This window comes from Paraliomyxa miuraensis, assembly GCF_026337845.1.
Classification (GTDB): domain Bacteria; phylum Myxococcota_A; class Polyangia; order Nannocystales; family Nannocystaceae; genus Paraliomyxa; species Paraliomyxa miuraensis.
In genome coordinates, this window is sequence record NZ_JAOVZF010000159.1 from 396,221 (window position 1) to 416,666 (window position 20,446).

Annotated in this window: 19 protein-coding genes; 10 read left to right on the top strand and 9 right to left on the bottom strand. The window is 71.0% G+C overall.

The features are described 5' to 3' along the window. Positions 1-58 precede the first annotated feature (58 nt). Genes hprK through OEB96_RS32825 form a run of 6 tightly spaced genes read left to right on the top strand, consistent with a single transcriptional unit; the run spans position 59 to position 5,423 of the window. Positions 59-1,096, top strand: coding sequence for an HPr(Ser) kinase/phosphatase (hprK, locus tag OEB96_RS32800; RefSeq protein WP_266220774.1), 1,038 nt, complete (start codon positions 59-61; stop codon positions 1,094-1,096). Continuing rightward, positions 1,096-1,944 carry an RNase adapter RapZ gene (gene rapZ, locus OEB96_RS32805; RefSeq protein ID WP_266220775.1) on the top strand — a complete coding sequence of 283 codons (849 nt, stop codon included), beginning with the start codon at positions 1,096-1,098 and terminating at the stop codon, positions 1,942-1,944. The genes hprK and rapZ overlap by 1 nt, the downstream gene beginning before the upstream one ends. Continuing rightward, complete coding sequence (locus tag OEB96_RS32810) at positions 1,941-2,459, top strand: PTS sugar transporter subunit IIA (protein ID WP_266220776.1); 519 nt, start codon at positions 1,941-1,943, stop codon at positions 2,457-2,459. The genes rapZ and OEB96_RS32810 overlap by 4 nt, the downstream gene beginning before the upstream one ends. After that, entirely contained in the window at positions 2,456-2,731 is a 276-nt protein-coding gene (locus OEB96_RS32815) for an HPr family phosphocarrier protein (protein ID WP_266220777.1), read from the top strand. Before OEB96_RS32810 ends, OEB96_RS32815 begins: the two co-directional genes overlap by 4 nt. After that, positions 2,728-4,551, top strand: coding sequence for a phosphoenolpyruvate--protein phosphotransferase (ptsP, locus tag OEB96_RS32820; protein WP_266220778.1), 1,824 nt, complete (start codon positions 2,728-2,730; stop codon positions 4,549-4,551). Before OEB96_RS32815 ends, ptsP begins: the two co-directional genes overlap by 4 nt. After that, positions 4,548-5,423: an alpha/beta fold hydrolase gene (locus tag OEB96_RS32825; protein WP_266220779.1), complete on the top strand. Its 876-nt coding sequence runs from the start codon at positions 4,548-4,550 to the stop codon at positions 5,421-5,423. The genes ptsP and OEB96_RS32825 overlap by 4 nt, the downstream gene beginning before the upstream one ends. Positions 5,424-5,429: 6 nt before the next feature. Here OEB96_RS32825 and OEB96_RS32830 read toward each other — a convergent pair whose 3' ends face one another. After that, positions 5,430-7,250: a CRTAC1 family protein gene (locus OEB96_RS32830; RefSeq protein ID WP_266220780.1), complete on the bottom strand. Its 1,821-nt coding sequence runs from the start codon at positions 7,248-7,250 to the stop codon at positions 5,430-5,432. A 21-nt stretch (positions 7,251-7,271) separates the two neighbouring features. Beyond that, positions 7,272-9,011: a hypothetical protein gene (locus OEB96_RS32835; RefSeq protein ID WP_266220781.1), complete on the bottom strand. Its 1,740-nt coding sequence runs from the start codon at positions 9,009-9,011 to the stop codon at positions 7,272-7,274. Between the two features lie 193 nt (positions 9,012-9,204). On the opposite strand from OEB96_RS32835, the gene OEB96_RS32840 reads away from it, so the two are divergent. The 4 genes from OEB96_RS32840 to OEB96_RS32855 all read left to right on the top strand — a co-directional run bounded on the left by OEB96_RS32840 (position 9,205) and on the right by OEB96_RS32855 (position 15,073). Further along, the gene (locus tag OEB96_RS32840) at positions 9,205-12,282 is read left to right on the top strand and encodes a hypothetical protein (protein ID WP_266220782.1); all 3,078 of its coding nucleotides are present in this window, start codon (positions 9,205-9,207) and stop codon (positions 12,280-12,282) included. 155 nt (positions 12,283-12,437) lie between these two features. Next, complete coding sequence (locus tag OEB96_RS32845) at positions 12,438-13,145, top strand: hypothetical protein (RefSeq protein WP_266220783.1); 708 nt, start codon at positions 12,438-12,440, stop codon at positions 13,143-13,145. Continuing rightward, complete coding sequence (pgsA, locus tag OEB96_RS32850; protein WP_266220784.1) at positions 13,142-13,753, top strand: CDP-diacylglycerol--glycerol-3-phosphate 3-phosphatidyltransferase; 612 nt, start codon at positions 13,142-13,144, stop codon at positions 13,751-13,753. The genes OEB96_RS32845 and pgsA overlap by 4 nt, the downstream gene beginning before the upstream one ends. Before the next feature lie 27 nt (positions 13,754-13,780). Continuing rightward, positions 13,781-15,073: a chorismate-binding protein gene (locus tag OEB96_RS32855; protein ID WP_266220785.1), complete on the top strand. Its 1,293-nt coding sequence runs from the start codon at positions 13,781-13,783 to the stop codon at positions 15,071-15,073. Here OEB96_RS32855 and OEB96_RS32860 read toward each other — a convergent pair. The 7 genes from OEB96_RS32860 to OEB96_RS32890 all read right to left on the bottom strand — a co-directional run bounded on the left by OEB96_RS32860 (position 15,070) and on the right by OEB96_RS32890 (position 20,427). Next, positions 15,070-15,777, bottom strand: coding sequence for a crotonase/enoyl-CoA hydratase family protein (locus tag OEB96_RS32860; protein WP_266220786.1), 708 nt, complete (start codon positions 15,775-15,777; stop codon positions 15,070-15,072). The genes OEB96_RS32855 and OEB96_RS32860 overlap by 4 nt on opposite strands. A 24-nt stretch (positions 15,778-15,801) precedes the next feature. Next, positions 15,802-16,515 carry a signal peptidase II gene (lspA, locus tag OEB96_RS32865; RefSeq protein ID WP_266220787.1) on the bottom strand — a complete coding sequence of 238 codons (714 nt, stop codon included), beginning with the start codon at positions 16,513-16,515 and terminating at the stop codon, positions 15,802-15,804. Positions 16,516-16,588: 73 nt separating this feature from the next. Then, positions 16,589-17,479 carry a prolipoprotein diacylglyceryl transferase gene (locus tag OEB96_RS32870; RefSeq protein WP_266220788.1) on the bottom strand — a complete coding sequence of 297 codons (891 nt, stop codon included), beginning with the start codon at positions 17,477-17,479 and terminating at the stop codon, positions 16,589-16,591. A 68-nt stretch (positions 17,480-17,547) separates the two neighbouring features. Then, complete coding sequence (locus tag OEB96_RS32875; protein WP_266220789.1) at positions 17,548-18,498, bottom strand: hypothetical protein; 951 nt, start codon at positions 18,496-18,498, stop codon at positions 17,548-17,550. Between the two features lie 146 nt (positions 18,499-18,644). Continuing rightward, positions 18,645-19,529, bottom strand: coding sequence for an NAD-dependent epimerase/dehydratase family protein (locus tag OEB96_RS32880; RefSeq protein WP_266220885.1), 885 nt, complete (start codon positions 19,527-19,529; stop codon positions 18,645-18,647). Between the two features lie 5 nt (positions 19,530-19,534). Then, positions 19,535-19,891, bottom strand: coding sequence for a hypothetical protein (locus OEB96_RS32885; RefSeq protein ID WP_266220790.1), 357 nt, complete (start codon positions 19,889-19,891; stop codon positions 19,535-19,537). Between the two features lie 236 nt (positions 19,892-20,127). Next, positions 20,128-20,427, bottom strand: coding sequence for a Rho termination factor N-terminal domain-containing protein (locus OEB96_RS32890; protein ID WP_266220791.1), 300 nt, complete (start codon positions 20,425-20,427; stop codon positions 20,128-20,130). Between the last annotated feature and the right edge of the window lie 19 nt (positions 20,428-20,446).

The following is a 20,446-nucleotide window of genomic DNA, read 5'->3' on the forward strand; positions in this document are numbered from 1 at the left end:
GGTGCCCCCCAGGGGGGGCTTGGCCTTCGCGGGATGACGGTTGCGCGGAGAGAAGATCATGCGCAGGGAACTCTCGGTCGACGTTGGCAAGCTGCTCGAGGACAGTGAGGCCGCGGGCTTGCAGCTCACGCTCCTGTCCAACTGGGGCGGGCTCGATCGCTCGATCCTGCGGCCGCGGATCCAAAAGCCGGGGCTGGCGCTGTCCGGGTTCGTCAAGCACGTCTACGCCGACCGCCTGCAGGTGCTGGGGTTGACCGAGATCGACTACCTGCTGTCGACGCCGCCCGAGCAGGCCCGGCAGGGGCTGACCGCCTACATGGCCCGGGACGTGTGCGGCATGGTGATCACGCGAGGACTCGAGCCGCCCGAGGTGCTGGTCGACGTGGCGCGTGAGCAGGGGGTGCCGCTCCTGTGCTCGTCGCTGCTGACGGGAACGTTCATCTCGCGGGTCACGCGGAGGCTCGAGGACCTGCTGTCGCCCACCGCCAACATCCACGGGGTGCTGGTCGACGTGCTCGGGGTGGGGCTCTTGCTCATCGGCCGCAGCGGAGTGGGCAAGAGCGAGGCCGCGCTCGACCTGGTGCTCAAGGGGCACCGCCTGGTGGCCGACGACCTGGTCGAGGTCACGGTGCGGCCGCCCGACACCGTGTGGGGGGCGGCGACCGAGCTGCACCAGCACCACATGGAGATCCGCGGGATGGGGATCCTCAACATCACCCACCTGTTCGGAGTGGCGGCCGTCCGCGACAACAAGAAGATCGAGGTGGTGGTCGAGCTGTCGGACGTGGAAGAGGGGGACTACGACCGGCTGGGGACCGAGGCGCAGGTGTGGCCGATCCTCTCGGTCGACGTGCCGCTGGTGCGGATCCCGCTGCGGCCGGGGCGCAACATCGCATCGCTCATCGAGGTGGTGGCGCGCAACCAGCTGCTCAAGTACCGCGGTCACGATTCCGCGCGGGAGTTCCAGGAGAAGGTCAACGCGCGCATCAAGGCCCAGCTGGGGGCCAGCCTGGGCGATGCGCTGGGCGGGGGCCCCGTCCCCGAGGCGGTGGCGGCGGCCACCAGCCAGGCGATTCCCATTACGGAGGTCGAGTGATGGACCTGTTGGTGATCTCGGGCCTCAGCGGCGGGGGCAAGTCCACCGCCCTGCATGCGCTCGAAGACGTGGGGATGTACTGCACCGACAACGTCCCCGTGCCCCTGGTGCCCGAGCTGGTGCGGATGGTCCGCGGCACGGATGCCACGCGGACGGTGGCGGTGGGGATCGACGCCCGCGACGGCCAATTCCTCGAGCGCTTCGGACAGGTCCATCGCGAGCTGCAGCAGGCGGGGCTGTCGGTCGAGGTGGTGTTCATCGAGGCCAGCGACGCGACGCTGGTGCGCCGCTACTCGACCACGCGCCGGCTGCACCCCATGGGCCAGCTGCCCGAGGGGATCGGACGCGAGCGCGAGCTGCTGGGGCCGATCCGCGAGGTGGCGTCGCTGACCATCGACACCACCGACCTCAACGCGCGTCAGCTCCGGCAGCTGGTGCGCGATCGCTACGGCGGCGGCGGTGGCTTGCGGGTCGCGCTGGTGTCGTTCGGGTTTCGCAGCGGGGTTCCGGCCGACGCCGACGTGGTGCTCGACACCCGGTTCCTGGCCAACCCGTTCGAGGTGGACAAGCTCCGGCCGCTGTCGGGGCTGCACGAGCCGGTGGCGCGCTACGTGCTCGAGCAGCCCGACGCCGAGGAGCTGCTGCAGCGGGCCGAGTCGCTGGTGCGGTTCCTGGTGCCGCGGGTGAGCGCGGAGGGGCGCTCGTATCTAACGGTTGCGCTCGGCTGCACGGGCGGCCAACATCGCTCCGTGGCGCTGGTCGAGCAGCTCAAGGAGCGCCTCTGCGGCGAGCCCAAGCTCTCCGCTCGGCTCCTGGTGCGTCATCGCGACGTGGGGCATGGGCCATGAGCACGAGTGAGGACGACGAACCCTCGATGGGGCCGGCGGTGGGGGTGGTCCTGGTCGGCCACGGACGCAGCGCCAGCGAGCTGCTGGCTGCCGCCGAGGGCATCGTGGGGACCCGGGCGCTCGCCGACGTGCGGGCGGTCGATGCCGGACGCGGCGAGACGCCCCGGCTCGGCCAGGAGCTCTGCGACGTGATCGACGAGGCCGATCGAGGCGCCGGGGTGCTGGTGCTGGTGGATCTGTGGGGCGCGAGCCCGTGCAGCTGCGCCCAGCGAGAGGTCCGGTCCCACCGCGCCGTGATCCTGGCCGGGCTCAACCTGGCCATGCTGCTCAAGCTCGCTGCCCTCGATCGCCGAGCGCTCGACCCCGAGGCGCTCGGCCACGCATGCGCCGATTCCGGCCGTCGGGCGGTGGCGGTGCACGTTCCCCAGGGGCCCACGCAGGAGCCGGACGCAGCGTCCACGCCGGACCATGGCCAGACGGTGGGAGAGACCCACACCGAGGAGACTCGAGCATGAGTGAATCGACCAAGGGAGATCTCGAGATCGTCAATGATCTCGGCTTGCACGCACGGGCCGCGGCCAAGCTGGTGCGAGTGGCCAACGACTTCGATGCCGACGTGTTCGTGGGGCACGCCGGGCGCGAGGTCAATGGCAAGAGCATCCTGGGGGTCTTGATGCTGGCCTGCGCCAAGGGCAGCACCATCAGCGTTCGCTGCGAGGGCAAGCAGGCCATGGCGGCGTACAGGGCCATCGGTGACCTGGTTCGCGACGGCTTCGGGGAGCGGTGAGCAAGGAGGGCGACGAGCGCGAGCCCGAGGGCTCGGAGCGCCGCCGGCGGTTCGAGGGCATCGCCGCGAGCCCAGGGGTGGCGATCGGGCCGGCGTACGTCGTCGATCGCCACAAGATCCCGGTGCCGCGTCGCAGCATCGATCGCACCGAGGCCGACGCGGAGGTCCATCGCTTTCGCAAGGGCCTGCGCGACACCCAGGCCCAGCTCGAGCAGATCAAGGCCCGTCTCCCGCACGGTGAGCACCGCCAGATCCTCAAGGCCCAGCAGCTGATGCTGCGCGACCCCGACATGGCGACGCACGTGGAGCAGCTCATCCGTGAGGAGCACCTGTGCGCGGAGTGGGCGTTGTCGCGGGTGGCCGACGAGATCCGCGACACGCTGCAGAAGGCCGACGACCAGTACTTTCGCGAGCGCAGCAGCGACATGACGTTCCTGGCCGAGCGCGTGCTGCTGGCCCTGCGCGGCGAGGATCCGGCCGAGATCGATCCGCCCGCGGGGGCGGTGGTGGTGGCCCACGATCTACCGCCGGCCGACACGGCCGGGTTTGCTCGCACCGAGGTGGTGGGCATGGTCACCGCGATCGGCGGGCAGACCTCCCACAGCGCCATCGTGGCGCGCTCGCTCGAGATCCCCGCGGTGGTGGGGGTCGACGACATCGACCAGGAGGTCGAGGACGGCGACACCTTGATCGTGGATGCGATCCACGGCGTGGTGGTGGTGAGGCCGAGCACCGAAGAACTCGAGCAGTGGGAGGAGATCCGCGATCGCTACGAGCGCTTCGAGGATCGAGTGCAGCGCGAGCACGGCCTGCCCGCCTCGGGCCGCGACGGCACCCACGTCACCCTGCGAGCCAACGTGGCGCTGGAGGCCGAGCTGGGCTCGGCGTTGTTCCACGGCGCCGAGGGGGTGGGCCTCTATCGCACGGAGTTCATGTTCATGGACCGCGAGGTCCCTCCGTCCGAGGAGGAGCACTATCGCCTGGCCAAGAACGTGCTGCGGCGGGTCGCACCCTATCCGGTGGTGTTTCGCACCTTCGACCTGGGGTCGGACAAGCCCACGCGCCTGATGAGCTGGACCGAGCGCGAGCGCAACCCGGCCATGGGGCTGCGCTCGCTGCGGCTGGCGCTGCGCGAGCGCGAGATGTTCCTGGCGCAGCTACGGGGCCTGCTGCGGGCGGCGGTGCACGGTCCGCTGCGGATCATGCTCCCCCTGGTCAGCGGGCTCGGCGAGCTGCGGGCCGCCTACGATGCGGTGGCCGAGGCGCGGCGCCAGCTGGCCGATGCTCGCATTGCCCATGCCCAGGTGGTCCCGGTGGGGATCATGATCGAGATGCCGTCGGCGGCGATCATGGCCGACTTGCTCGCGCCCCACGTGGATTTCATGAGCATCGGCACCAACGATCTCATCCAGTACACGCTGGCGATCGATCGCGACAACGACGACGTGGGGTACCTCTATCGGCCGCTGCATCCCTCGATCTTGCGGCTGATCAAGGGCGTGGCGCAGGCGGGACGCGAGCACGGGATCTCGGTGAGCCTGTGCGGCGAGATGGCGGCGGACCCTCGCTACACCTGGGTGCTGGCGGGCCTGGGGGTCCGCGAGCTGAGCATGCACCCGTCTGCGATCCCGGTGATCAAGAACATCATCCGCGGCTCCGATCTCGCCGAGATGGAGGCGCTGGCGCAGCAGGTGCTCGAGGCGCCCGACGTCGACGAGGCCGAGCGCCTGCTGCTGGCGGTGATGCGGGAGCGGTTCCCCGAGCATCTGCAGCACGGCGGCGGTCAGCCGCTGCACGGCGAGCGGGAGGCTCCGCCGTGACCGCGCCCCGGCGTCCCGCGGATCGCTCGCGGCTCCTGGCCACGTCGGCCGGGCGGGTCTATGCGGTGGATCGCGGTCCGCTCGAGGGCCCGGTGCCGCCGCTGGTGCTGCTGCACGGGCTGTTGGTCACGCATCATGCGTTTCGAGCGATCCTCGAGCCGCTGGCCACGGGTACGCCGCAGCACCCCGGCCGCCGCGTCATTGCGCTCGATCTACCCGGTGGGGGCGAGAGCGATCGGCCCGAGCCGAGCGAGGCCGACGGGTACTCGCTGTCGTGGCTCGCCGAGCGCGTCGACGAGGCGCTCGGTGCCCTGGGCGTGGGGCACTGCGATCTGCTGGGGCACAGCTTTGGCGGCGCGGTGGCGCTGCAGCTGGCGAGCACCGTGCCTGCGCGGGTCCGGCGGCTGGTGCTGGTGGATCCGGTGGCCTTCACCATGGAGCTGCCGCTCGAGGGGAAGATGGCCCTGGTGCCCCGGCTGGGGCCGCTCTTGTTCACGCAGCTCTATCGGCGGGCGGATCTGCGGCGGTATCTCGTGCGTGCCTTCTCGACTCCCGAGCTGCTCGACGAGCGGGCGGTCGACGTCTACTGGGATCGGCTGGGGCGTGACGGCGGACGTGAGGCCGGCTACGCGATGCTGCTTCAGATGACGCGGATGGACGCGCTGCGCGAGCGGCTGCCCAAGGTGAACGCGCCCGCGCTGGTGGTGTGGGGCGATCGCGATGGGCTGGTGCCGGTGGAGAACGGCGAGCGCCTGGTGGAGCTGCTGCCCCATGCGGAGCTGGCGGTGGTGGAGGGCTGCGGGCATGCGGTGGCCGAGGAGCGGCCCGATGCCCTGCTCGAGCTGGTGCGCGGGCACCTCGGTCCGGGCTGAAGTCGGCTACTCGTAGACCACCAGCCACTGATCGCGCTCCACCCCCTCGAGCACGACCTGCCGCCCCGAGGCGGGCCAGGTGACCTCCACGCGGTGAAGCGGCGCGCCGTCGTCACCGAGCCCGAAGTGTGCCACGGGCTCCTGCTGCCCGAAGAAGTGGCTGCCCACCCCGAGCTCCCGCACCTGCACCGGTCCGCCCTCGCTCGTCCACACCCGCACCTTGGCGCCCAGGCTGCGGGTGTTGGGGGCCTGGCCGATCGCTTCCACCACCAGCCAGTGGCCGGTCGCCAGATCGTTGCGGTAGAGCGCGGGCACCTCGGTGTTGGACATCACGAACAGGTCGAGGTCGCCGTCGCGATCGTAGTCGAACGGCAGCAGCCCTCGCCCCTGGCGAGCGAAGGTCACCCCCCACTGGACCGCGCGATCGGGCCACGGAGCCTCCGCCCCGTCGTTGCGCCACAGCTTGACCATGTCGGCGTGGTACGGCGTGGAAGGCCATCCGGCCGCGAGCGCCAGATCGAGATCGCCGTCGTGCTCGAGGTCGGCGAAGGCTGCGCCCCATGCCCAGCCGCCGTCGCGCAGCCCCAGCACGTCGGTGACGTCGGTGAACTGACGCGCGCCCTCGTTGCGATACATGCGATTGCCCAGCCACGGGAACCGCCGTGTCTCGATTGCCGACACGAACCAGTCGAGATCGCCGTCGCCGTCGTAGTCGCCGAACGTGGAGCCCATGCCGTTGCGCTCGGTTCCCAGGCCCGATTCGAACGTGGTGTCGGTCAGCGCGAGCCCTGCCTCGTTCCACCACAGCCGGCTGGTGCCGAAGTCGGCCGCGAGCGAGAGCTCGGGCCAGCCGTCGTCGTCGAGGTCGACGAACGCGGGCGCGAACCCATACGAGCCCGCCTTGGCGTCCACGATCGGAGCCAGCGCGCGCAGGTCGATCCCCATCGCCACCGTCACGTCCTCGAACGAGCCGGGCGCGGCCGCCCCGATCCCGTGCAGCAGACGGTTGTGGTCGATCGGATTGCCCAGCGGATCGTCGGGGTGCCAGTCGGCCACGAACAGATCGAGCCAGCCATCGAGGTCGTAGTCGCCGACCCCGATGCCCATGCCCAGGTGGACCGTGCCCGTGTCCACCGCCACGCCGCGTTCGATGCCCTGCTCGGTGAACCCGCCGCGGCCATCGTTGACGTAGAGGTAGTTGCGGGTAGCCCCGAGCACCGTGAGCACCAGATCGAGATCGCCGTCGCCGTCCACGTCGGCCCACGCCACGCCTCCGGTGGCCCGCGGCTCTGCGAGCCCCGCGGCCGCGGTGACCTCCTCGAAGGTCCCGTCGCCACGGTTGCGCATCAGGTGGTCGGGACCCTCCAGCGTGGTGAGGTAGAGGTCGGCAAACCCATCCTCGTCGTAGTCGGCCGCGGCGGCGGCTCCGAGGAAGCGCTCGGGGATGCAGAAGTCGCCGAGCTCGCTGGCGTCCTCCACGTCGTCGATCACGCAAAACGGCGGGATGTGGAACGGACCGGGGTCGAAGTCCAGGCCGGCCGCGGCGGTGACCACGGTGAAGCCGGGGAGATCGACCGGCGGTCGATCGGAGCCGAGATCGGGCGGCGGCTCGCCGGTGTCGCTGGTGTCATCGGCAGGGGGAGGCTCGGTGGTGGCGTGCCCGGTCGTGTCGCCGGTATCGCTGCTGCCCGTGGTGACCGGGAGCTCGCCCGTGCCCGAGGTCGTGGGATCGGCGGGCTCCATGACGACGCTCGGCTCGCGACACGCGAGGGCCGCCCCAAGGACTGGGGCGAGCCACACGAGCCGAGCGGTGGGCGAAGGGCCCATGGACGCGCCAATGCCTCGCGTCTACGGGTAGTCGCGGGTGTCGGCCACCACGCCCGCGCAGCCGTTGGCCCCCGCGGGCGCCATCAGGCCCACGCCGTCGGCCCGGATTCCACCGGTGCCGCCCGTGCCGGCCGTGCCCGCGGCACCGCCGTTGAAGCTCACGTTGCCCACGGCCACCTCGGCGCCGCTGACGGTCACGATGCCGACCGACGAGCCGCCGCAGCCGCCCGCGCCACCGCCTCCGCCACCACCACCGCCACCGTTGCCACCCGCGGCGCCGTTGCCCGGCTCGCCGCCGTTGTCGGTGCCATTGGCTCCGTTGCCGTGGAGGCCGGCGATGCCACCGTTGCCTCCGTTGCCTCCGTTGCCTCCGTTGCCTCCGAGGCCGAGGAAGAGGTCGGTGTTGGTGACCTCGATGCTCGAGTTGACCGCCACCAGGCAGAACGAGCCGCCGCCGGGAAGACCCGTGCCGCCACGCTCACCGCCGCAGCCACCGGCCCCGCCCCCGCCTCCGCCCCCGCCGATTCCGTTGCCGGAGTCGAACACGCAGAACACGCCCGAGTCCACGTCGAACCCGCCCGCGCCGCCGCCACCACCGCCTCCGCCATGATTGCCGCGCGTGGACAGTGAGCCGGTCGGCGGCACCCACAAGCCATCGCCGCCGAAGTCGCCATCGGGATCCATCGAGGTGGTTCCGCCCCCGCCGTTGACCCCGATCTGACCGGCATTGCCGACCACGCCGTTGGTGCCGTTGTCGTCGCAGTCCGAGCCGCACTGGCTGGCCCCCGCGGCTCCACCGGTGCCGACCACGGTGGGATCACCACCGGCCGATCCGCTGGTCCCCGCGGTGGAGGGACAACCACCGCCTGCACCACCCACGCCACCGGTGGCCCCGCAGCCCGAGACCCCGGCGGCGCCGCCCGTGCCGTTGGAGGAACCGTTGGCTCCGTTGCCTCCATCCTCGCCCGAGAGCCCGTTGGCCCCGGTGTCCCCGGCACCCGCGTTGCCGGCTTCGATGATGCAGTAGTCGATGGTGAGCAGCCCCTCGGGCGTGTCACGGACCCACACCGCATAGGTGGACTGGCTCATGCCGGGGTAGTCCCGGCCCCGGATGGTGAAGCCATCGACCTCGGTCTGCTCGCTGAGGTTGATGGCCACCAGCGCGCGATGCTCCTGGCCGTTGATCACCGTCTCGTTGAGGAAGACGTCGCGGTCCCAGGTCTGGTCGTCGTAGCCACCATAGAGGCTGACGCCGGTGTCGAGGTTGACCGTCTCGTTGTAGGTGCCCTCGGCCACCAGCACGGGGCGCGGGGGGTTGAACGTGGCCGCGATCTCGATGCCGCGCGCGATGGTGGCGACGGGATCGTCCTGCATCAGGCCGTCGTTGAGGTCGCTGCCCACCGCGGCGTTGACGAACACCGAGCAGCCCGCCAGGCCATCGAGGCCGTCGTCGTTCTCGTCGAGGCCGTTGATGTCGGGATCGTCGACCTGCTCGCAGGCCTCCGTGACCGTGCCCGAGCTCGAGGACTCGTCGTCGCCCGTGGTGGTCGAGCTGCCGCCGTCGGGATCGACGCTGGTGCTGCCCGAGGAGGCCGAGGTCGCGTCTGCGACCGTTGCGCTCGCGTCGTCGGGGCCGAGGCTGGTGGTGTCGTCTCCCGGGTCGCCGGTGGTCTCCGGCGGCGGCCCGCTCAGGCTCGAGTTGGTGGTGGAGGGCGGGGCATCGTCCGCGCACCCAGCGGTGGCGAGGAGGGGACAAGCCAAGGCAACGACGGTGAGTAGCGTACGAGACCGCATCGTAGCTTCCTGCAATACGCCAGCCCGTCCGCTGGCACAAGCCCCATCGCAAGCCGGGCCTCGACGTTTTTCGCGACGGGTGCACGGCCCGAGGCATGGGGACTGGCCCCCGCGGTCTCACTACGCCGGCTTCGGCCGGCCTACGATACACTCCCCCGCGATGCCGCCGGCCATGATCCGGGGGGCACGGGGAGCCCTGGCCCTGGCCCTGTTGCTGTGGGTCTGGCTGTGGACCCCGCCATGGGCCGGGACGGCGCGGGCCGGTGACCCGGACCAGCGCTGGCGGACCATCGAGACCGAGCACTTCTACGTGCACTACCTAGTGGGCGAGGAAGACGCCGCCGAGCGCGTGGCGGCGGTGGCGGAGCGAGCCTACGACCGACTCACGGTGGCGTGGGGCCACGAGATCTTCCTCAAGACCCACATCTCGCTCTACGACAACCAAGACACCGCCAACGGCCGCGCGACGGCGGTACCGTTTCCGCAGATCATCGCCTACACCACCGCGCCCGAGTCGCTGTCGGTGCTCGAGTCCTACGACGACTGGATCGACATCCTCATCACCCACGAGCTGGTGCACGTGGTCCACCTCGACACGGTGCACGGGATCCCGCGGCTGGTGAACGCGATCTTCGGGTTCGGGGTGCTCGGCAAGGTGACCGCGCCCAACATCCTGCAGCCGCGCTGGATGGTCGAGGGCATCGCCACCATGAACGAGTCGGACTACTCGGCGTTCGGGCGCCGTCGCTCGGCCCAGTTCGACGCGTTCATCCGCATGGCCGTGCTCGAGGGGGCGTTCCAGTCGCTCGACCAGGTCAGCAGCGGGACCCGCATGTGGCCGCACGGCACCTCGGTCTACCTCTATGGCGTGCACTTCATGTACTACATCGAGGCGCGCTACGGCCCCGACAAGCTGCGCGAGCTGAACCACGTGTATGCCACTCAGCTGGTCCCGTTCGGGATCAATCGTGCGGTCCAGGACGTGCTGGGGGTCGACTTCCAGCAGCTGTGGAAGGAGTTCCAGGAGGACACCACGCGGCGGTTCCAGGCCCAGGCTCGTCGCATTCGCGGCCGAGGCCTGCGGCAGGGGCGGCGGGTGACGTTCGCCGGCGAGAGCGCCCGTTACCCGTTTTGGTCGCCCGACGACCAGTACGTGTACTTCTACAAGGGCGACGGCCACCGCGAGGAGGGCATCAAGCGCATCGCGGCCACCGGCGGCCGCGTGCGCGAGGGCAAGGGCATCGGCCGCCAGGGCGCAGACGTGGACGTGGAGCACGTGCTCGACGTGGAGGACAGCGCCTCCGCCGGCTTCGTGGGGGCGACCGGCGACATGGTGTTCGACTGGACCAACACCTACGACTTTCGCTACCGCTGGAGCGACCTGTTTCGCTGGAATGGTGGTGATCCCGAGGAGGCCGAGCAGCTCACGTTCGGGCTGCGGGCGTCCGAGCCCGACGTGTCCCCCGATGGGCGGCGCGTGGCGTTTCGGCGCAACGACGTCGCGCAGTCGCGGCTGGCGATCCTCGAGCTGGCCACGGGCGACGTGACCGAGGTCCCGCCCATGGGACGCATCGATCAGGTCTACACCCCGCGCTGGTCGCCCGACGGCAAGACGATCGCGTTCTCGGGGTGGCGCGAGGGTGGCTACCGCGACATCTACCTCTACGACGTGGCCGCGGGGACCACCGAGCGGATCACCGCCGATCGCCACGTGGACATCGGCCCCGCGTGGACGCCCGACGGGCGCTACCTGCTGTTCTCGAGCGATCGCGACGACGTGTTCAACCTCTACGCGTTCGACCGGCACGAGCGCAGCTTCCACCAGGTCTCCAACGTGCTCGGCGGGGCGTTCGAGCCGCGGGTCAGCCACGACGGCACCCGCGTGGCCTACGTGGGCTACTCCAAGAACGGCTACGACGTGTGGGTGATGGCGCTCGACCCGGACCAGTGGCTCACCCCCATGCCCACCGTGTCGGATCTGCCCGAGGTCGACGACAACAAGCCGCCGGTCGAGCCCGGGCAGCGCCGCCCCCTGACCACCCACAGCCGCCGCTATCAGCCGTGGCGCACCATGTTCCCGCGCTCGGTGTTCCCCACCACGGTCGACGCGGCCACCTCCCAGTTCGGCTCGGCGCTGGGGCTCTCGACCGGGGTCGCCGACATGCTCGGGTTCCACTCGGCCGCGGTCGGGTTCCTCTATCTGCTCCAGCAGAAGCAATTCGTGGGCTCGGCCAGCTACGTCTACGACCGCCTGCTGCCGACCCTGCGCATCGACGCCAACCGCGGCTACACCGAGCGCGATGGCTTCAACCACTACGAGTACGATCGCGAGCCCGGCGATCCCGAGACCTACCTGCAGTCGGGCTACCGCGAGCGCAACAGCTGGCTCCAGGCCGGGGTGGGCGTGCCCGTGGTCCGGATTGCGCGGCACAGCGCCGACGCCAGCGTGTCCTACCGCTTCACGCGGCTGACCAACCTCGATGCCGGCGACGCGCCGATCGATCCGGGCGCGCCCACGACCCAGCTCCCCGAGGTTGGCGACATCGGCCAGGTCAACCTGCGCGTGGCCTACTCGGGGCTCGGTGACGGCAGCAACCGCTTCTCGCTGGGCAACGAGCGGGGTCGCAGCGCCGCGGTGGCCGTGTCGGTGCTCGACGAGCGACTCGGGGGAGACTTTGGCGACCTGCAGGCCTCGGCGAGCTACACGGAAGCGATTCCCATGCCATGGCGTGGACATCAATCGCTCCAGGTGTCGCTGCGCGGCGGAACCTCGGCCGGGGGATTGCGACGGCGCGGAGCGTTCTGCGTGGGCGACTTCGGCAGCGGGCCGGGCTCGCTCGGCGGGGTCGACGTGGTGCTCGCCACGCTGCAGCGCACCGGGTTCGGAGCCAACGGCTGCGCGCTCCTTCGCGGCTACGGTCCGCGCGCCGCGGACGGGCAGCACTTCGCGATCTTCTCGGCCGAGTATCGCATCCCCATCGTCGACGTCGATCGCGGCCTGGGGACCGCGCCGTTCTTCTTCCAGCGCGTGGCGATGGTGCCGTTCGTCGACTGGGGCAGCGCGTGGACCGAGGCCATTGCGCCCAAGGACGCACTGCTCGGGGCCGGCGCCACGCTCTCGTTCACCTTCCGGCTGGGCTACGTCGAGTCGGCCTCGGTGCTGCTCCAGATGGCCCATGGCTTCGATCGCGAAGAGGGGCTCGATACCTTCCGGGTGCTGGTGGGCAGCGCCTTCTAGCCCGTGCTCGCAGCAGGCCCCGCGGCCTCGAAGTCCGAGGTCGTCCCGAAAGCGGCCGCCTCTCCCGCCCGCGCAAACCCTTGCACGGGTCCGCTCGTGGCTCCCCGGGGGTGTTTGTCGGGGCCGGATCCGCCCTGCTAAGCTCCGCGGACGACGTGACCGCGCCTGTCTCGATTCCCGGCGTCACCGAGTTCGCCTTCGGGCGCCTGCTCAACCCCGACGACGAAGCCGCTGCGCCGCTGTCGCTGACCGCCGAGGGGCACCTGATGGTGCGCGTGCGGGGGGAGATGATGAGCCGGACCGATGCGCTGCTGGTGTGCAGCGAGAACCTCGAGACGCGCCCGCTCAATCGTCGCATGCAGGGGCGCGCGGTCCCCGACGTCTTCCGGCGCCTGGTCTCGCTCGAGGGCGAGGGCCACATGGTGCTCTCGCGGGAGGACGAGCGCTTCTTTCCCCTGCACCTGCACCGCGACCTGTGCTTCTTCATCGAGCACTACTTGTGGGCGCTCGAGGCCACTCTCATGTGGGACGTGGGGCAGCTGCCTGGCTCGCGGGGGGTGCGAGAGATGGCGCTGGTGCGAGCGGCGGGCGAGGGGCTGCTGGCCCTGCGCGTCCCCGGTGAGCTGGTGGCCATCAAGATCGCGGGCGATCGCCCCTACCGCGTGCACGTGGCGGGCTTCATCGGCTGGGTCGGCAACGTGGTGCCTCGGATGGAGCGCGATGTGCCCTACTTGCACTGCGAGGGAGAGGGCGCGGTGTTCGTGAGCCTGCCCAGCTCTCCGGGGGTTTCATCGGGGCCCGCGACGGGCGGCGCCCCGGTGGCCGCGCCGGCGCCGGCTTCGGCGGGGGGGCGGCGGTCTTGAGCCGCTACGACGCGCTCAAGCGGGAGATCCTCAATCTCCCGAACCTCATCACCATTGGGCGGTTGTTCCTCATCCCGCCGGTGTTGGTGCTCATCGATCCCACCGATCCCATCAACAACTTCATCGCCACCATGCTGTTCGCTTCGGCGGCCGGCCTCGACATCCTCGATGGCTGGCTCGCGCGGCGCCAGAACCTGGTGACGGTGTTCGGCAAGTTCATGGATCCGCTGGCCGACAAGCTCATGGCCATGTCGGTCATGATCTACCTGGTCCACGTGGACCTCCTGCCTCCGTGGCTCGTGGTCCTGATGATGGGGCGCGACTTCTACATCTCGGGCTTGCGCTCGGTGGCCGCCACCATGGGGGTGGTGATCGCCGCGGGGGAGGGCGGCAAGCTCAAGACGGTGTTCCAGCTCGTCGGCATCTGCTGCGTGATGGCGCGCTACACCTACCGCTGGCCGCTGTTCGACGAGATGGTCGACTTCAAGGTCATCGGCACCTTGTTCCTCTACTTCTCGCTCCTGCTGTCGATCGGAAGCGCCATCCAGTACACGGTGGACTTTCGCTCCACCCTGCGTCAGCAACGAGAGGGCTCCGAGGCCAGCTGAGATCGGGCCACGAGGAGCGCGCGCGTCATGGCAGGCGAATCTTCCATCACCTCCGAGCCGATGCTGGCCAACGCCGTGCTCCGGGGCCTGTCCCAGGGCTGGCTGCCGGGCCTGGCCTGGCTCGATGGCTCGGGGCAGGGGCGGAGCTTCGTGGGGGCCGAGCCCGATCTCGTGATCGAGGGCGACGACATGGCCCAGCTCGATGCCGTCGACGTGCGCTGGCGTGCCGACCCGTCGCGGGTGTGGGTGGGATGGTTGACCTACGAGCTCGGGATCGACTTCATGCTGAGCCGCCGCGCGGGGCGAGGCCCGCGTCCTGGTCTGTGCCTGCGACGCTATCCCGCGGTGCTCGAGCGCCATGCCGACGGGCACGAGCTCGTCCATGGCGACCCCGATGCTGCGCGCCAGCTCGCAGGGGTGCTGGAGCGCGCCGCTTCGGCTCCGATGGGCGAGCCCCCCTGGCCCCTCGAGCCGCTGCGACCCCGGCTGGTGCCCGAGGAGTATCGCGAGCGGGTGGGGCGGGCGCAGCAGGCCATCGCCGCCGGCCGTGCCTCGCACGTCCACCTGTCGCAGCAGCTCGGCGCGCGCTGGAAGGCCTCGGCCCCGCCCGGTACGCCGGTGCGAGTGGCCAGCGCCTACGCCAGCTTGCGTCGCCGCCGTCCCGTCACGATGGGCGCGCTGCTCGAGGCCGACGCCGACACCTGGTTCCTCTCCAATTCGGCCGAGACCCTGCTCGGCGTGCGCCACGGCCAGGGCCTGGAGGGGGCCGATCTGGTGCGGGTGTGGCCGACCGAGGGCGTGCGTCCCCGCGATCCCGATCCGGCCCGCGACGCGGCCATCGGCGATGCTCTGCTCCACGACCCGCGCGAGCGGGCGCGTCACCAGTCCATCGTCGACCAGGCCTGCGAGGACCTTGGGCGGATCGCCGTACCCGGGACCCTCTACGCCGAGCCGCAGCCGCAGCGGCGAGTCCTGCCGCTGTCTCATCAGCTCATCACGCAGGTCTCCGCCAGCCTTCCCCGCGGGCTGTCGCTGCGCGCCCTGGTCGAGGCCATGTTCCCGGCCGCGGGCGTCATCGGGTCACCTCGCCAGGGGGCCGCCCAGGTCATCGACGAGCTCGAGGAGCACGCGCGAGGGATCCACGGCGGCGCCATCGTGGTGCTCGAGCCGAACGGGCTGTCGATGAGCATCCCCGTGCGCACGGCCTCGGTCGATCGCTACGGCGCGACCCTGTGCGTGGGCGGCTCGATCGGGGGCGAGGGTGATCCCGAAGCCGAGCGCCTGCGGACCCTCGCCGAGGCCCAGGCGTTCGCCGACTAGGTCCGACCCGCCAGCAGGATCCGGGTCAGGTCGTCCTCGAGCGCGGACTCGATGTGCGCGATGGAAGCCCCGCGCACGTTCTTCTTGCTCGTGGAGAATGCGTGGACGGGAAGCCGGGCCAGCTCGCGAGCGCGCTCGTGGGCCCGGGCGAGCAGCTCTGCCGGGGGGACCACCTCGTCGAGATAGCCGGCCCCGAGCGCCCCGGCGGGCTCGTAGACCTTGGCCAGCAGCGTGGCCTCCACCCGGTGCCGCACGTCGAGGCGGTCCTCGGCGAGGCGTCGGACCAGCTCCGGCAGCGGGATCCCGATCGCGACCTCGTTCAGGCCCACCTTGAACTCGCCGAGGGCTCCGACCCGCGCGTCGCTGACCAGGAGCAGCAGGGCCCCTCCCGCGAGGGCGTGGCCCGTGCACGCCGCGATCACGGGCACGGCGAAGCCGTAGATGCGCATGAACAATCCGGCACCCGCCCGGACCAGGGGCTCGGCCGCCGCACGCCCGGAGGTCAGCACGCGCAGATCGAACCCCGCGCAGAAGCGACCGGGCCGCCCCGCGAGCACCACGGCGCGCACCTGGTCCTCCTCGGCACGGTCGAGCCCCGCGTTGACGGCGGCGATCATGTCGGGCCCGAGCGCGTTGGCCTTGCCGTCGTCCATGGTGATGGTGGCGACGGTCTCGTCTCGTTCGTAGCGGGCGAAGTCGGTCATGGGGGCGAGGCGCGGTGCGAGGGGTCAGGTGGGGGCGGCCTTGGCCTGCTTGGCGCGCTCGGCCTGCTCGTCGAGCACGTCGCCGTGGCGCAGCAAGAACAGCAGCAGCAGCGCCACGCCGGCCACCAGCGCCACGTCGGCGACGTTGAAGGTGGGCCACGGCTTGCCCCGCCAGTAGTAGACCTTGATGAAGTCGACCACGCCGTAGCGCTCCACGCCGTCGATGATCATCGTGCGGACGAAGCGGTCGTGCAGGTTGCCCAGCGCGCCCGAGGCGACCATGCCGATGGCCACGTACGCGCTGGTGAAGCGCGTGGGCAGGGTCCGGGCGAGGTGGCCCATGTAGAACAGCGCGAGGAAGGTGATGCCGATGAACAGCAGGCGGCTCCACGAGGCATCGCGCAGCAGGCTGAACGCCGAGCCGGTGTTGAAGCCGAACTCGAAGTAGACCCAGCCATCCATCACGATGCGGATCGCCCCCTCGCGGAGGTTGTCCCATGCCCACTGCTTGGTGACGAGGTCGAGGGCCAGCAGCACCACGAGCACGGCGCCCGAGAGCAACAGTCGACGCGAGCGGGGCGGATCGACGGACGCATCGGGGGCGGGCGTGGGAGCGGCGGACACCGAGGCTTCGGCGCGGCCTTCCTCGGTGGCACGGTCGTCGTCGTGGCTGGCCTCGCCCGACGAGGCGGGGGTGGAGTCGAGCTCGGGCTCGTCGGGATCTCGTTCGGACGCCATCGGGGTCGCCGGAGCATAGCAAGGCCGCCGCAGGCCGCAGGCCCCGAATGAAGCCCAAGCCCCTGCGGACCGCTCAGCCCGAAGACGCGGAGGTCCCGCGGGCGCTGCTGGCGTCCCGGGTGCGGCGAAGGCCCCACAGGCCCAGGGCCAACAAGCCCAGCGCGATCGCCTGCGAGAACGACAGCAGCAGCGGCTGGTCGGGCGGCAAGCCCAGCCACTGCGCCAGGGTGGATGCACGCAGCTCGACCAGCAACGTGCGGGATGGATCTCCGCGGAAGATCTCGAGGATCGTGCGCAGCACCCCATAGCCCACCGCGTAGCGGCTGGCCTGACGCCAGGGGGCCTCGATGCCGCGACGCCGTCGAATGACCAGGAGCACCGCGAACAGCGTCAGCAGGCCGATCGCCTCGTAGAGCTGGGTCGGGTGCAGGGCCACCGTCTGCGCGCCCTGGTGGGGGACTTCGCCCGCGAGGTAGGCCACCGACTCGGGGCCGAAGCGGATCGCCCACGGGACATCGGTCGGGGCGCCCCAGCAGCACCCGGCCATCGCACAGCCCATGCGCCCCAGCGCGTGGCCCAGCGGCATCCAGGTCGCGCCCGCATCGCAGATCTGCGCGTACGTGGTCTCGTAGCGGCGGGCCAGCCAGTAGAAGCCGCCCAGCGTGGCGAGCAGCGAGCCGAAGAACACGAAGCCGGTGCCGTCGAGGGCCCACAGGCGGGACGGGTGCTCGAAGTAGTCGCCGGGGGTGGTGAGCACGTGCACGACTCGGCCGCCGACCGCCACGGAGAAGATCAGGATCAGGTAGAGGTCGAGCAGCATGGTGCCCGGCCGCCCCCGCCCCAGACCCCGCGTGCGCAGCTCCCAGTAGAGACCGGGCATGGCCAGCAGGCCCCCCAGCAGGATGAGGGTGCCGTAGGCGTTGAGCGGGCCCCACCCGGGCAGCTCGAGCAGGACCGGACGCATGACGAGGCGAGGCTAGCAGGAACGTACGGCGGCTGCGCTGGCCTGCGACGATCTGGAAGCGGCGTGTGCTATCCGGCGGGGCGCAGCAGATCGAAGAGCGCGGCCTGGCGGCGTCGTGGCCAGTGGTCGGGTGAGCGGGTGAGCGCGCGACGACCCCGGGAGACCCTCTGATCCATGGCCTGGCGTGACATGCCCTGGAGCGCGAGGGGGTGGGCTTGCTGCAGCTCGGGCAGCTCGAGCCGTGGCTCGTCGAGCAGCGTGGACAGGGCGTTCTCCAGCAGCACCGACTCGGGCAGTCGAAGCTCGCGCAGCGCCGCTCGCAGCCGGGCGCGCATGTGGAGGCGCTCGCGAACCTCCTCGCCCGAGCGCCGCAGGGCCTGCGCGCGCTCGGCCGACTCGCGCGCCATCGAGACCTGGGCCGCCGCCATCATGAGCACGCCCGGACGCACCCGCGTGTCGCACAGCGCCGGATCATCGAGCAGCAGCGCGACCTCCTCCCACGCGATCGCATCGACATCGGACTCCTCTCCGCCGAAGCGCTCGAAGTCCTCGGACTGCCACACCACCAGCAACAGGCGCAGTCGCAGGGCCTCGAACACCAGCAGCTCGGCGAGGGCCCGCTGGAGCCGCGCCTGAGGATCGTGGCCCGCCGAGCGAGCATCGGCTCCACGGGTTCCCGCCTCACGCGCCAGATGAGCCAGCGCATCGACGAAGCCCAGTGCGCCGTCGGATGCGGCGGGCTCGGCGTTGGCCACGCCTCGCTCGATCCAGCCGGCCAGCTCGCGGGGCAGCTCCACGAAGAGGGCATCGCGGAGATCCTGGTGGAAGCGCACGAGGGCATCGAAGCGCGGGTCGGCGACGGCTGCGCTGAGGGGGATGCCCTCGTCGAGCGCGGCCCGTGCTTGCTCGGCCACGTGCTCGAGCTCGGCCCGCAGCTCGCCGAGATCGAGGTCGGCGAGCTCGCGGTCGACGGGGACGGGGAGGGCGTTCGCGACCGCTTCGGTGACCAGGCCTTGCATGAGCGTTGGCTGGGTTTAAGCATGTCGCTCGCCGGCGCAAGGGGGGCCGGGCAATGAGCGGCCCCACGGCGCTCGAGGGCTGCCCTCGGCCCCGACCTCGACCGCGAGAGCGTCGAGCAACGCCGTCGGCGCGGGAAGGGACCGTCTCAGGGTAGCTGGTGCAGTGGAAACCGTAGCTGGACCCCGAGCTGCTGCTTGAGCCGACGATTGGACACCCGCTTGCCTCGGGGAGCCGCGCCCGGCGGCACGGGATCGGCCCACTCCACGGGGGGCAGGCCCAGCCGCTCGGCGAGTCGCTGGTACATCCATCGACGCGGCGTGTGCTCGTCGTCGACCACGTGCACCACGCCATGTCGATCGGCGGGCGCCGCCAACGCAGCGAGCACGGCCGCCACGGCGTCGTCGCGGTGGACGAGGTTGGTCGGGGCCATGCCGTCGCCGGGCAATTCATCGGCCTGGGAATCGCTCTGGCCATGGGTCCCGCGCCGTCGGTAGATCCGATCGAGCCCGCGCCCCGGACCGTAGAGGCCTCCCAGGCGCAGCACGAACCATGGGATCCCGTGCTGCTGGGCGTGCTCGATCACCACCGCCTCGGCGTCGCGTTGGACTCGTCCACGCTCGTGGTCGGGGCGCTCGTCGCAGTCCTCGTCGAGCCATGCGTCGCGGTCGGGCAGGGCGGAGGTCGAGCCGATCCACACCACGCGTCGCAGCGAGACTCGCTGCTGCATGAGCGCGGCCAGCAAGCGACGGGTGCCGTCCACGTAGAAGCGGCGTCGATCCACCGTGGGATCGCGGCCCGGCGCATAGCACAGCACGGCCGCCTGGGCCTCGAGCAGCCCCGCGACGTCGGGGGTGGGGGCGAGCACGTCGAGCCCGTGCATCCGAACCCCGGTCGGTGGGGAACCATCGCCGTGCCACTGGCCCGATCGCGTCGTGGCGATCGTCGGGGGCGGCAGCGCGGTGGCCACGGCCGCGCCGAGGTAGCCGGCCCCGACCACCGCCACGGGTCCGGGGATCGCAGGAAGGAGCACGGCGCTCAAGCGGCCTGCAGGCTCCGGCGCAGCAGGCCCAGGGCCGAGCACGCCGCTCCGCTCAGGCGCTTCCACGCGGTGGTCGTCACGAACTGATCGATGGGCGGCAACCCCTGGATCATGGTGTCGCGAACCACGGCGAAGACCTGGTGGAACATCCGCAGGGTGGCGGCTTCCTCGGGGTCGAACGCCCCCTGGAAGTCCTCGGTGTCGGGCCGATACCAGTCTTCCCACTGCAAGAAGAGCTCGGTGGAGACGTCCACGCACGGGACCTCGGCCTGGTAGCGAAGCTGGGCCTCGCGATCCGCGATGAGCCCCAGCGTGTCCTCGATCTTCGTGCGCACGACGATGCAGCCTGACATGATCGGTTCCTCGTGCTCGGGCCCTTCGGACACCGCGCGTCCTTGGTTCTACGAGCCCGACCGCTGCCGACCAAATTCTCCGCGGAGGCGAAGGCTCGGCGCCAATTGCACCGAGCCGGCGTCCTCCAGGCGGCTCGATCGTCCTGGTGCCCGGGCGCTCCTCGGTGCGGGCGGGGGGCCCGGGCTCGGTCCCAGTCCATGGGTCCTGGAGGTCGTCGAGCACGACTTCGACGGGCTCAGGTCGCTGCACGAATGGCGTCGACCAGCTCGGCCTTGCGCATGGCGCTGCGGCCTTCGATGCCGAGCTCGCGGGCCTGGTTGTAGAGCTCGTCCCGAGTGTGCTCTTCGAGGGGCTCGTTGGGATTTCCCGTGCCCTGGGTGCGCTTCGACGGCGTGCGGCCTTCCTGACGGCGGCGCTTGTTCACCGTGCGCGCCGCGATCTCCTTGGCGCGACGGTCGGAGCGCCCGCGGTCCTTGGCGCTCTCCTTGATGTGCTCGTACTGTCGCTCGTCCTTGTTGCTCCACGTCTTGGGCATGTCGGTGTGGCTCTCGATC